At 44.7% G+C, this 12,490-nt stretch carries 10 protein-coding genes; 2 read left to right on the top strand and 8 right to left on the bottom strand.

What is annotated here, in order from left to right; genetic code table 11:
• Positions 1-3 precede the first annotated feature (3 nt).
• From WG943_RS00850 to WG943_RS00840, 3 genes are all read right to left on the bottom strand, one after another.
• Positions 4-702 carry an ABC transporter ATP-binding protein gene (locus WG943_RS00850; RefSeq protein WP_340406185.1) on the bottom strand — a complete coding sequence of 233 codons (699 nt, stop codon included), beginning with the start codon at positions 700-702 and terminating at the stop codon, positions 4-6.
• 103 nt (positions 703-805) lie between these two features.
• On the bottom strand, positions 806-2,266 hold the full coding sequence (locus tag WG943_RS00845) for a TolC family protein (protein WP_340406183.1): 1,461 nt from the start codon (positions 2,264-2,266) through the stop codon (positions 806-808).
• A gap of 12 nt (positions 2,267-2,278) precedes the next feature.
• The gene (locus tag WG943_RS00840; RefSeq protein ID WP_340406182.1) at positions 2,279-3,526 is read right to left on the bottom strand and encodes an efflux RND transporter periplasmic adaptor subunit; all 1,248 of its coding nucleotides are present in this window, start codon (positions 3,524-3,526) and stop codon (positions 2,279-2,281) included.
• Positions 3,527-3,787: 261 nt separating this feature from the next.
• Between WG943_RS00840 and WG943_RS00835 the strand changes: the two genes are divergently transcribed.
• Both WG943_RS00835 and WG943_RS00830 read left to right on the top strand, forming a co-directional pair.
• The gene (locus WG943_RS00835) at positions 3,788-4,897 is read left to right on the top strand and encodes an OmpA family protein (RefSeq protein ID WP_340406181.1); all 1,110 of its coding nucleotides are present in this window, start codon (positions 3,788-3,790) and stop codon (positions 4,895-4,897) included.
• 95 nt (positions 4,898-4,992) lie between these two features.
• Entirely contained in the window at positions 4,993-5,595 is a 603-nt protein-coding gene (locus WG943_RS00830) for a short chain dehydrogenase (protein WP_340406179.1), read from the top strand.
• A 75-nt stretch (positions 5,596-5,670) separates the two neighbouring features.
• On the opposite strand, the gene WG943_RS00825 is transcribed toward WG943_RS00830, so the two are convergent.
• The 5 genes from WG943_RS00825 to WG943_RS00805 form a co-directional block, all read right to left on the bottom strand.
• Positions 5,671-7,110 carry a glycosyltransferase family 2 protein gene (locus WG943_RS00825; RefSeq protein ID WP_340406177.1) on the bottom strand — a complete coding sequence of 480 codons (1,440 nt, stop codon included), beginning with the start codon at positions 7,108-7,110 and terminating at the stop codon, positions 5,671-5,673.
• A complete protein-coding gene (locus tag WG943_RS00820; protein WP_340406176.1) occupies positions 7,107-8,201 on the bottom strand; it encodes a HEAT repeat domain-containing protein in 1,095 nt (364 codons plus the stop codon). Before WG943_RS00820 ends, WG943_RS00825 begins: the two co-directional genes overlap by 4 nt.
• Positions 8,201-9,430: a YaiO family outer membrane beta-barrel protein gene (locus WG943_RS00815; protein ID WP_340406174.1), complete on the bottom strand. Its 1,230-nt coding sequence runs from the start codon at positions 9,428-9,430 to the stop codon at positions 8,201-8,203. The genes WG943_RS00820 and WG943_RS00815 overlap by 1 nt, the downstream gene beginning before the upstream one ends.
• On the bottom strand, positions 9,427-9,795 hold the full coding sequence (locus WG943_RS00810; protein WP_340406172.1) for a response regulator transcription factor: 369 nt from the start codon (positions 9,793-9,795) through the stop codon (positions 9,427-9,429). The genes WG943_RS00815 and WG943_RS00810 overlap by 4 nt, the downstream gene beginning before the upstream one ends.
• Positions 9,796-9,884: 89 nt before the next feature.
• Positions 9,885-12,431 carry an ATP-binding protein gene (locus WG943_RS00805; protein WP_340406170.1) on the bottom strand — a complete coding sequence of 849 codons (2,547 nt, stop codon included), beginning with the start codon at positions 12,429-12,431 and terminating at the stop codon, positions 9,885-9,887.
• Positions 12,432-12,490: the final 59 nt, after the last annotated feature.

The raw sequence follows: 12,490 nt of genomic DNA, 5'->3' as shown, positions 1-12,490 counted from the left end.
GCCTTATAAGTTAGCGTAGTCAAATACCTTAGAATCAGATACCTGCTGCCCGTCGAAGAAGCGAACCAGGCGTTCTGTTTTCAAGGCCATACCTTCGTCGTGCGTCACCATCACAATAGTAGTGCCATCTACTCTATTCAGGTCCAGGAGTATGTTCATGATCTCTTCACCCATCACAGAGTCCAGGTTACCGGTAGGTTCGTCGGCAAGTATAATTTGCGGCTGCCCGATTAAAGCACGAGCAATGGCCACACGCTGGCGCTGACCACCCGACAACTGGTTAGGGTAATGTTTGGTGCGAGCACTCAGGCCTACTTTCTCTAAAGCAAGTTTAGCTTTTTTACTGCGCTCTGAAGCCGAAATGCCGCTGCGGTAGAGGAGGGGCAGCTCCACATTATCCAGTACGCTCAGGTCATTAACCAAATGGTAGCTCTGGAAAATAAAGCCGATTTTTTCGTTCCGGATGTGGGCCAGTTCTTTGTCTTTGTAGCTTTGGATAACCTGCCCGTCAATTTCAACGGTGCCGCTGCTTGGCATGTCAAGCAGGCCCATAGTGTTTAGCAAAGTAGACTTTCCGCAACCGGATGGCCCCATAACGGACAAAAACTCTCCTTTTGGTACGTGCAGGTTCACGTTTTGCAGGGCTACCGTTTCAATGGTTTTGGTTTGGTAGACTTTCTCGATGTTTGATAGCGTGATCATAGTTCTAATATCGTTATTCGTTGGTAGTTATTTGCTAATTGATGGTTGTTGAATGGTTAAATTGTTTATTCCTGCAGTATTTTGTTAATCTTACACCACTCCTTTACTTCTTGTAGCTTATCGCCTGCTGCTGCTCAAAATCAAATAGCGTAAGGGCTCTCAGCTGATAATAAGCTGTCCAAAAAGCACCAAGCGAGGAGATATAGGCTCTTCGGGCCTGGTCTTTTTCTGCCAAGGCAATGTTTAGGTCTGTGATGCTGATGCGCCCGATCAGAAAGGTGTTTCTGGCGATCTCATAGCGCTCTGCGGCAATGGCATCGGCTTCTGCGGTGGTGGCAATCCTGTTTTTTAGCATGTTATACCGGTTTACCTGCGTAATCACCGCCTGCTCAAAGTTTGTCTGCTCCTGATTAATGGTGTACTCTACCAATTGCTGGTTTAGCTGTGCCGCTTTTGTGATGGAACGTTGGCGGCCCCAGTCTAACAGCGGCATACTGAACCCAATGCGGGCACGTTGCTGGTTGTCTGGTTGGTTATAGATATCGGTAAAGGAGTCTCCTCGATCGGTAAGGCCAAAGGTGGCAAAAAGACTGGCATTAAAACTATTGTCTCCTTTCGCTTTGGCAACCTGGCTTTCGGCCTCTAACAGCCTACGCTTAAAGCTTGTGCTCTCCTTTCGGTTTTCGTTAGCTTCTGCCAGGGCTAATTCTGCTACTACAGTTGCCTCCGTTGCAGGTTGTGGCACCAACAGGATCAGGTGGTCGGTATCTTTTATACTTAGAAAGTTCTTCAGGGCCAGCAGGGCCGTCTGCTCATCGAGGTTTGCCTGAGCAAGCGCCAGATCGGCATTGAGCACAGCCAGGCGCAACTGTAGTAAATCGTTTTTGGAGAGGCGGCCCAGATTATATTTTTCCTGCGCTACCTGGTAAAGCGTGTCGTTGTTGGCCAGATTTTTAGTGGCTATACTTTGGTTAACCTGTGCCAGCAGCAAGTCAAAGTATAAATCTGTTGCTTTTACGGCTAGCTGTTCTTTGTCTTCTGTGAATTGCTTTTTTGATTCTTCGTACCTAAGTGGTTCAATGCGTTTAGTCCAGGCAAGCGCGTTGTAGGCGAACAGCGGCTGTTCCAGACCTATGATGGCCGGATTACCGTTATAGCGGGTTTGGTCACGATCAAAATCATCAAATCGCTGCATCAGTGAAGTTACAAACACACGGCCACCTGTTGGGCTTATCACCTGGCTCAGCGACACACCCACATCAGAACTGTTTATAGAGACCGGCTGGAAAGCAAGGGTGCCATCTGGTTGCGTTACCGGCGTAATAGTGCGGCTAAAGTCGGGTAGTGTACCGGCCAGGCTAAGCTGTGGCAGGTAATTGGACTTAAAGCTGCGCCATTGCCAGTAGCTGTTTTCACGGCTTGTTTCCACCTGTCGTGCCTCTGTAGATTGCTCCTGCGCCAGTAAAACTGCCTCCTGTAGGCTTAACTCCCTTGCTGCAATCTGTGCCATACTTTTGCTAGAGATAAGCGCAAACAGTGAAAAGAGTATAAATGTAAATTTCATAGTTCTTTCTGGCTATTTCTTCAGTGTCATTCTCTTAAGGTGCTCGTGCTCTTTCATGGAGGATATCACCACCTCATCACCGACATTTACACCATTCTCCAGTTCCACAAAATCAGTATTGCTAACTCCTATGGTTGCAGGCACCCGTACCACCTCATCCTCCCGAAGTATAAAGACTTGGTTACCGGACGCACTTCTAAAGTATGGACCATTTTTAACGCGTAGGGTGTTTGGTTTGGTGGCAGTGATGACTTGCACGTCTACCCTCAAATTGGGCCTTAGCAGCTTATGTGCCTCATGGGGCAGCACTACATAAAAGGTAATAGTGCCATTAGTTACGGTTGGTTCTATGGCTGCAATGGTGCCATTTAGGTTGGTGTTATTTACTCGTAGGCTTGCTTGGTTGCCAACTTGTAGCTGCTCTGCGTAAGTATCGGCAATAGAGGCTTTTACTTTAAAACTACTCAGGTCGGCGAGGCGTGCAATTACATCTCCGGCATTAACGCTGTTGCCTATTTCGTTTTTTACCCAGGTTACCACGCCCTTGCTGCCGGCCCTTACTTCGGCCTGTTCCATTTTGCGTTTAAGCTCTTCTATGGATCTGCCTTGCATGGCCAAAGTATAACTTAGTTCCTGCTCGTCAGCTTTTAGCAATGCAAGTTCGCTGGCAATGTCGCGTTCTAGCTGCGAAAACTCCTGCTGTGCTATCTTAAGGTTAAGTTCTGCCTGCTTTACCTGCTCTTGGGTGCCGCCCCCAATTTTTAACAGGTATTTTTCATCATCTAACCTAGCCTGCAGGCTTCTTACGTTCATGTGCTTAATCTCTAACTGCGACTCCAGGCTGTTAAGTGTCTTTTGTAACTGCAGGCGCATCTGCACACTTTTATGCTGGTTTAGCTGCTGCTCGTCTTTTAGCTTATCGTAAGCCAGTTGTGTAAATGAGCGGTCCAGCAGCAGTATCTGGTCGCCGGGCTGTACCTGTTCGCCGCTGCTGCGAACTACCTGCTCAATGCGAGCCTGTATCGGGCTGGTAATTACCTGCTCTTTTTCAGGCACTACCACACCGGTTGCAGTTAAGGTAGCTAACACCTGCCCCTTTTCTACCACCGCAGTGCGTATCTCGTCACGGCTTATACTTGGCGTAATCAAACTCCTGAACCCAAAAATGGCAACTGCTATTACTGCAATGGCTGCCGAAATTTGTGAGAGGCGCTTGCGTTTATTGGCTTTAATGGTGTTAGATGATAGCTCCCGATCCATAGTTTTATCTTGTACTTGCTCGGAGCTATATAGCCAATTTAAGTGCCAATTAAGTAATGTGTTGTAAATCAGATCATTATAGTTTGTTTTTAATTTTTTATACCATTAAGAGATGTTCAGAATTGAACAGGTTGTGCGGTTTTGTTTGAGTGGGGATGACAGGATGTTAAGTGCAACTGACTGTAAATTTAATTTCGTGCTTCAGTTGATAAAGTGATGACTTAATTATACTTATAACTGGCAATTGCCGTAGTTTTTGAAATGAAAGCTCTGTTGCTGTTCTTCCTGTTTTATTGCGTTTGGTATCATGCTGGTGCTCAGAACATGGTTAAAAACCCAAGCCTGGAAACAATTAAAGATGGCATTGTAGGTTTTAGAAAAGTGAGCGGCACCCCAGATGTGGCGTCAAAGTATGATAAAGTGCTTCAGTATCCGCCATACTATAATTCTTACCTTGCAGATTTACCAACGCGAAGTGTTGCAAGCATACAGTTCGGAGATCTTTGTCTGTGCCATTGGTTTAGCGAATCATCAAGTGAGTTAACACAGGCAGAGCTTCGCAGGCCTCTAAAGAAAAATAAGGAATACATTGTGAGCCTCTACACCATCAAAGCATCTGTAAGAGAACCCGCCATAGAAGAAATAACTGTATACTTTACCAAGAAAAGATTACCCTCGACTAGAAAAGTATACGGTATAGAGGAGCATGCGCTTACAGGTCAAACTGTTCCATATCTTTCCATGAGCTCATCCGCAAATCCTGTACTTAGCAATATGGGGGAGTGGGTAAAGGTTTCAGGTATATACAAAGCGAAGGGCGGCGAACGGTATATTACTATCGGCAATTTTATAGGGGCAAATAAGCAGGCTTTGGAAGCCATGAACCCGCCAGAAACTGATACTATCAGCAACTATGTAGTACAGGGCACATACTATTGTTATGACAACATTAGCGTGGTACCCAAGTCAGAGAAATCACCAAAAGAACCGCAAACGCCAAAAGCAGCTACTTTTCCTTTTGCAGTGGGTACTACCATTACATTAAGCGACGTTAATTTTGAAACAGGCAGCCATGTGGTATTGCCACTTGCTTTCCCGACACTTGATTCGCTAGCTGCCTTTCTTAAAACCGAGCCTGATATAGCAGTGCGCATTATAGGCCATACAGACAATGTTGGCTCAGATGAAGATAACTTGCAACTCTCTATCAGAAGAGCAAAGGCAGTGATGGAATATCTGGTTACTCAAGGTATAAACCAAGCAAGAATTGCGTACGAAGGTTATGGAGAGAACAGACCAAAAGTAGACAACAACTCTGAGAGGAACCGGGCACTAAACAGAAGGGTAGAGATTGAACTAAGGAACAGGTGAAGGGCAGCAGAAATTAGTCGCCTTGGTAAACATTTAAATTATGCAGCGGGTTGCAGCTTTTACTTTAACATAATCTAAAACAAAATCTGAAAACTATGAAAATTTTATTGGTAGGAGGTACCGGAACTATTGGAAAGCGCATAGCGTGGAGGCTGCAGGATAAGCACGAAATAATAACTGCTGGCACAAAAAGCGGCGATGTGCAATTTGATATGACTACGATTCGCTCTATTGAGGAACTTTTTGAAAAGATAGGAAAAGTAGATGCTATTGTGATAGCAGCAGGCGGTGCTCCTATGGCCCCGGTTAAAGACCTGAGCGAAGAACATTTTTACCAAGGCTTCCGCAGCAAAATGATGGGGCAGATAAACCTGGCGCTGATTGGCCAAAAGTTTTTAAACTCAGGCGGAAGTATAACATTAACTTCTGGTATACTTGCTGAAGACCCGATACACATGGGTGCTGTATTAAGTACTGTAAACGGTGCTGTAAATGGATTCGTGATTGGGGCTGCAGGGGAAATGTTTCAACAAGGAGTCCGGATCAATGTTATCAGCCCGGGTATTGTAGAGGACTCTATGGATGCAATTGGCGGTTACTTTCCGGGCCACAATCCGGTACCGATGGATAAGGTTGTAAATGCCTATATTAAAAGTATAGAAGGTATTATTACCGGGCAGATTATCAAAGTATACTAGCATACAACATCAAAGCGCCTGCTTATACTTTTAGAGCAGGCGCTTTGATGTATACTTTGAGTTGAAGTTTATACTTTAGCTCTTTTTCTGTGCGAAACCGGCACGCGTCATTTCGCCCCAGCTTTTTTTACCGGTTATCAGGTCGTAGTTACCTTTTACGGCTGCCCAAACTGTAATCGGGTGGTAGAGGAAGGGTTCCAGCAAGGCTGTGAGCACCAACTTAAGCATATGGCCCGGCCGTTTATACTGTTGGTAAGAACGCTCTTCAAATAAGATGGCGAATACCGATACCATGATAGCAAAAGAATACACCAGCCCCAGAAAAGAGAAAAAGTATAGCCAATTTGCATAGCCAAGTATAGCCAGTACACAAAAGAACACCAATCCCAAAAACTCAATCAACGGGGCCAGCCATTCGAACAGCACCCACATAGGTAAGCTTACTAAGCCAAGTATACCATAGCGTTTGTTCAGGATCATTTTGCGATGCAGCAGCAGCGTTTCGGCAGTGCCTCGGGTCCAGCGGTTACGTTGTTTTTTCAGGATATCCCAAGTCTGGGGAGCCTCCGTCCAGCAAAGCGGGTCTGGTATAAAGGCTACTTTGCAAGGCTTTTTTTCTTCGTAAAGCATGCGGCGCATACGCACGAGCAGTTCCATATCCTCGCCAACGGTGTTGTGGTTATAACCGCCTGCTTTTATTACAGTGGCCTTATCAAACATGCCAAAAGCACCCGAAATCAGCAGCAAACCATTAACGTGGGCCCAAGCCATACGTCCCATCAAAAATGCCCTGAAATACTCCAATACCTGTACTCTCGGAATAAATTTATCGGGCACATCAACTTTTACCAGGCGGCCATCTTCTACCACGCAGGAGTTAGCAATGCGAATGACGCCACCTGTGGCAATAACCGGCGTTTTCTCTTCCATAAACGGCTTCACAAGCTTTAGCAGCGAGTCCGATTCCAGCACACAATCCACATCAATGCAGGCAATCAGTTTGTTCAACGAAACGTTTATACCAACATTAAGCGCATCAGCCTTACCGCCATTCTCCTTATCCACCACCACCAGTTTATGGTATGCCGGGTTTTTTGCCTTATAGATTCCCCGAACCTGTTTTGTTTTGATCTGGTTGTCAGGTAGCAGATCAATTTTCTCCAGTTTATAAGCATCGATCAGGAGCGCCAGTGTATTATCCTTGCTGCCGTCGTTTACAATAATTACCTCATAGTTATTGTAGTGCAGGGCCAGCAGCGAACGCACGTTGTCAACAATCGTCATCGACTCATTATAGGCCGGGGCTATAAGCGATACAGAAGGTGAAAATTGCGAGGCAAGTATGGTGCGATAGTCTACAAAGCTGTTACGTTCTTTATACTGCTTCATGGCTCTAGCCGACATTATAGCCAACACCACATAACTCGCACTAATACCCAAGGCATAAACAAGCACCAGGTGATTAAAGAAAACAGCCGTATAGCTGATATACTGGCCCATTGTTTCTGTTATCATACTTGATAGCTTAAGGCAGTTGCCGCCAGTTGCTGCAACGCATGTTCCGGATCGTTTTTTATGGCAAGTACTTTGTTTTTGCCCTCCTGGCCGCTCTGGCATAAGGCTCTTGCAGCGGCCAATTGCAGGCGCCTGTTCTCTATGCTCATTACTTGCTCAAAGAATGGTATACTTTGATGATCACCAATAGCAGGAAGTGCCTTTAAAATTTCTAGCTGGATATTGGTGCTTTCTTTTGCAAACATGCTGGTAAGTATTGGTACAGCGTCGAATGTTTCTAGTTGCCGCAGCGTAATAATAGCTTCTTCGCGTACTTTGACTGATGGGTGTTGCAGCAAGGCAAGTATGGCATTAGCCGCATTGTGCTGCCCATAAGAAGAAATCATGCGGAGGCAGAATATAACAATACTTTCTTCTTCACTGCCTAGCCAACGCTCAAAGTTAGGTATCGATAAAAGTTGCGATTTATGGGCGGCCCGTGCCAACTGCAGTTGCTGCCAGTCCAGCAGGGGCTCTTTCAGATCATCTAAAAACGAAAAGGGTGCATCAGATTTTAGCTTTAGCAATGCCACCTGTGCCTCAGAGCGAAGCGTAGGGTGGGGGTGGTTAATAAAAGTTCTGATCAGTTCGCTGTACTTATGAATACCCATATTAGCCAGTTCGCTGATGCCTTTGGCTATTTTATGCCAGGAACCGGAGTAAAGTTTCTGCTTGCAATACTGCTGTAAGCCGAGCAATTGGTAAAGGTGGCGAAGCTTGTCTGCAGATTCACCGATAAGGTTTTTGTGCAGCGATACAATGTTTTCGAGTACAATCTGGCGGTGTGCTCTATTTTGAATATACTGCCTGGAAAAAGCTGTCAGGTCTTCCTCGTCGGTGTGGTCTTCGAAAATGTAGGAGGTAAGAAAGCTTTGGATATCTTTCTCAATTCTTCTTCGGTGTGCAAACCTGAAGCCATCGCGCAACCTGCTTAAAAGTATAAATGCAAAAAGCCCCAACGTTACGCCTATAAAACCAACGGTAAGGTACAGGTTAAACCAAACCAATTGATTATTAACAGTAGGAAGTATGTTAAGTATAGTTTCCTGCATTATTTAAACCTGTATTGCAATGATAAACCGGTGGTGTAGCGGTTGCGGGCGCTTTCCTTACTTAACTCTTCGTACTCGTATTGTAGCAGGGCGCCCCAATAAAAGCTGCTCCCCAGCCTAAACCTGCTTTCTATACCCACTCGGCTGGCATCTAACCTGTTAATCTCTTGTAACCCGACCTGGTTGGTAGGTGTGCTGCCTTTTGCTAAAGTCAATGTGAAATGCTGCGTTTCATCTTTAAGGTATCTTCTAAGCTGCAATATACCTGTAGTTTGTACCTCTCCCTGATGCTGCTGAATAAATGGCCTAAAGCTTGCCCAGTATTTACCCCAATACTTGCCAATATGGCCTGTGTAAAGCCAAACAGTCTGCTGGGGATAAACTAATGCGCGCGTTCCAACAGAAACTTCAAAGCTCTGCTGCAGCTTTCGGTATACTTCAAGGCCTGCACGGTAATCAGGGAAAAGTTCACTGGAAGAGAAGCCGGCGTTCAGGTATAGATAGGTCTTTTCGCTTAGCCTTGGCCAGAAATCTACCTCGCCCTGTAGTGCCTGCTGCTCAAAGCGGTTAGCATAATTTACTCTGGCGCTTATACTTCCGGGTTTAATAAGGCGTGTATACTCCAAAGAAGCAAGGTGCCAGTCTGGTATATCGGTACTAAATGTAGCGTATTGATATTCGGTTTGAAGGCTGTTTACTCTTGCCAGGTTCTGCAATAGAGTTTTAGCGTTGTCGTAATACCTGCTTTTAACAGGCAGTGACTCCAGCATTTGACCTGCTTCTTTATACTTTTTTAGTTGGATCAGCGCCTCTATCTTATACTGCATGAGTTCCTGCGATTGTGGTGCAAGAGCTAATCCCTGATTAGCATAAGCCAGAATAACATCCGGTTGCTCTTTGCTTTGGAGGGATAATTGGCTGAGCGCCAAGTACAGATCAGCGCGCGATGGAGCCGTTGTTAGAAGTGGTTTTAGTACAATGCGGGCAGAATCATACTTTTGCTCCCAGGTGTAGGTGCTACCAATAAGTATGGCCGCATCCGTATAGTTAGGTGCAGCCTGCAGTACCTGACTAGCCAGTTTGCGACTTTGTTGGTAGTTGCCTTGTTGTGCTGCCTTTTGTGCCTGCTGAAACAGCGAATCTACATTAACACTTGTTTGTGCACTAACTGAGCCTGCTATTAGAAATAAAGTAATGGCTAGCAGTTTTACTATCTGTGAGTTTCTCATCCAACGTATGGCTGGCGTACTAAAAGTCTTTTTACCCGCAGCGACAGCTCACCCGGACTAAATGGTTTGGCAATAAAATCGTCGGCGCCTAGTTTAAAGGCATCAATCACAGTAGTTTCTTCATCAGCCCCAGACAGTACTATAACAGGAACATTCGAATGATTCGTTTTGATATAAGTAAGGAGCTCCATGCCCATAACAAATGGAAGCATCAGATCTGTAATAACGAGTTTAAAGGCTGATGCTTTTAAGAAATCGATTGCTTCTTTGCCGTTTCTGGCTGCTGTTACTTCGTATCCATCTTTCTTCAACCTGAACTCCAGCGCCCTCAGTATCATTTCATCATCCTCAACTATCAAAATCATAATACGGTAGTTCTTTTATTTATAAAATTCGGCAGAAAATCTACCTGTTACTAATGTACTACTGTTTACTCTTCTTACAAACTATAGAATTAAACCTCCACTTCCGAAACTTTAGCCCAGGATATCAGTTCGTTTATGGCTTTTTCTCCAAGTAGGGCAACCTCTTCGTAGCGTGTTGCCATAATACTTGGGTCAGCAGCAACTTTAGCATTTTGCTCAAGCTGCTTTAATGCTTCTTCCATACTTTTAATGCCCATCATGCCTACAGAAGATTTAAGCTTGTGTGCAATTTCTGCCACTTGTATTAAATCCGCATGGTTCATCGCATTTTTAAGCTTGCCTAATTCTACAGGTGTATGTGTCAGAAACAGGTTTACCATTTCTTTAACAAAATCAATATTCCCGCCAGCCATATTCATTAGATAGGCTAGATCGTAAATAGCAGGCGCAGATACTGCTGCAGGATGCTCTCCTTCTAACAATATAGCATCTGCACCAAGCAACATGTAGATTTTGCTTTGCAGCTCTTTGGCTTTAAATGGTTTTGATAAATAATCATTCATGCCAAAGGCCAAGCATTTCTCCTTTTCTCCACTCATGGCGTGTGCGGTCATCGCCATAATCGGGACATTCATGTTCAGTTTTTCTCTTATCAAGGTTGTTGCTTCATATCCATCCATTACAGGCATTTGTATGTCCATTAAAACAACATCAAAGTGCCTGCCGGCTTTAAGCAGTTCTACTGCCTCGCTGCCATTTGAGGCTATTTCTACGGTAAAGCCCATATCGCTCAGAACCCGAAAGGCAAGTTTTTGGTTCAGGAGGTTATCTTCTGTTACCAGCACATGCAATTTACGCTGAATCGTACCTTCTTCTAAATGAGATTGTTCGCTGTAAAGTATAATATCATCTTCGGAGGCATTTTTGTAAGGTATCAGAACAGTGAATACAGAGCCTTTGCCTAATGTAGAGTTTATACTTATAGTTCCGCCTTGCAACTCAACCAGACTCTTTACAATTGTTAAACCCAATCCCGTGCCACCAAACTCGCGGGTAGTGGTTGTAGTTGCTTGGCTAAAGCGCTCAAATATACTATCGAGTTTATCTTGTGATATGCCAATGCCGGTGTCTGAAACAGAAATCTCTATCCAACTCTGGTCCTGGGCCTGCTCTTTTACTCGCACATCTACAGAAACGCCACCCTTCGAGGTAAACTTTATCGCATTTTGAATCAGGTTATACATGATCTGTGTCAGTCTTACGGGATCCCCGATCAGCAGCCACGGTATATTTTCCTGGCAGTTTACAGTAAGCTTTAATCCTTTGTCGCGGGCAATGTTCTGCAGCAGCACCTGCAGCGACTCGAAAAGCGATTTCAAGCCGAACGGTATTGCCTCCAGTTGCATCATGCCTGCCTGTATTTTTGATACGTCCAGGATATCGTTAATAATTGTGAGCAGGTTCTCACCCGAAGATCGAATGGCTTCTACAAACTGCTGCTGTTCTGTATCCAGCGGTGAGCGGTGCAACAAGTTTGTAAACCCAAGTATGGCATTCATCGGTGTGCGTATTTCGTGGCTCATGTTTGCCAGGAAGCGTTCTTTTGCCAGTGAAGAATCTTCTGCTGCTTGTTTGGCCTGTTTTAACTCAAACTCCTCTTTTTTGCGATTCGTTATGTCATCAAAAGTGGCTATGGCATAAACTATTTCCTGTTTGCTGTTGTAAACAGGGCTGGCCGTTTCTGAAAGCAGTATGCTGTTGTCCTGGTTGCGGATCTCAATATTATCTACCGTGGAGCTTGTACCTGAAAGTGCCTTGATTACCGGCATTTCTTCCAGAGGGTACAGTTCGTCTGTGCCTGCCTTAAGTACTTTTTGTTCTTTTACCAGTTGTTGCAGGTTGTGTAAGGAGCTTTCCGGGAAAATCTTTTGCAGCGTTTTCCGTCCTTGTTTATTTGTGAAAAAGAGGTCTCCGGCTGCGTCTCTAACAGTAATTCCAATTGGGAGTGCCTCAAAAAACTGCTTTAGCCTCGATTCATTTTCACGTATTTCAGACTCTAACTTTTCACGCTTATTGATGTCGATAAAAATAAACACCACTGCCGCCAGTATAATCAGCACAATCAGTAGTGTGGTGATTACATTAATGATGTTTACATAATCAGACAGGTCTTTGCTTTGCTCTATCCGTTGTTGTAGAAGGTCGGTTTCGGTTTTTTCAATAGTATTAAGTTGCTCACGGATGTTGTCCATCAACTGCTTTCCATATCCGGAACTGATCATGTCAGTGCCAGTAGACTCAGCGTGCACAATAATAGAATCGGTGAACTTTATTTTCGCGTTAATATAAGGTCGTATTTTAGCGATTCTCTGTTGTTGAGAGGGGTTGTCGTAGGTAAGCTGCTGGATAGTGTCAAGTTTTGCCAGTATATCATACTTTAACTCGCTGTGGTTGGTAAGAAAGGAGTTGTTTTTGCTGATAACATAACCCCTAATGTTACTCTCCAGAATTGTAAGCTCTGTGTTTACATCCTCAAGACTAAGCATAATCTCATGTGTGCGCGATACTAGGTCCTGCGTTTGCTGCAGGTCTTTGTTTAACTCAAGAGAGAAAAGCTGAATAGGGAGGGCAAGCAAGAGTGTAAGGCCAAGGCTTACTAATATCTTAACTTTTAAATTCCGAGAGCCTGAAGCCA

Source organism: Pontibacter sp. H249 (genome assembly GCF_037892465.1).
Taxonomy (GTDB): Bacteria; Bacteroidota; Bacteroidia; order Cytophagales; family Hymenobacteraceae; genus Pontibacter.
This window is presented reverse-complemented; position numbering and strand designations above follow the sequence as displayed.

What these genes read in the sequence shown, in the direction of transcription:
- WG943_RS00850 (WP_340406185.1), bottom strand. Translation starts at nt 702, where the DNA reads ATGATCACGCTATCAAACATCGAGAAAGTCTACCAAACCAAAACCATT.
- WG943_RS00845 (WP_340406183.1), bottom strand. Translation starts at nt 2,266, where the DNA reads ATGAAATTTACATTTATACTCTTTTCACTGTTTGCGCTTATCTCTAGC.
- WG943_RS00840 (WP_340406182.1), bottom strand. Translation starts at nt 3,526, where the DNA reads ATGGATCGGGAGCTATCATCTAACACCATTAAAGCCAATAAACGCAAG.
- WG943_RS00835 (WP_340406181.1), top strand. Translation starts at nt 3,788, where the DNA reads ATGAAAGCTCTGTTGCTGTTCTTCCTGTTTTATTGCGTTTGGTATCAT.
- WG943_RS00830 (WP_340406179.1), top strand. Translation starts at nt 4,993, where the DNA reads ATGAAAATTTTATTGGTAGGAGGTACCGGAACTATTGGAAAGCGCATA.
- WG943_RS00825 (WP_340406177.1), bottom strand. Translation starts at nt 7,110, where the DNA reads ATGATAACAGAAACAATGGGCCAGTATATCAGCTATACGGCTGTTTTC.
- WG943_RS00820 (WP_340406176.1), bottom strand. Translation starts at nt 8,201, where the DNA reads ATGCAGGAAACTATACTTAACATACTTCCTACTGTTAATAATCAATTG.
- WG943_RS00815 (WP_340406174.1), bottom strand. Translation starts at nt 9,430, where the DNA reads ATGAGAAACTCACAGATAGTAAAACTGCTAGCCATTACTTTATTTCTA.
- WG943_RS00810 (WP_340406172.1), bottom strand. Translation starts at nt 9,795, where the DNA reads ATGATTTTGATAGTTGAGGATGATGAAATGATACTGAGGGCGCTGGAG.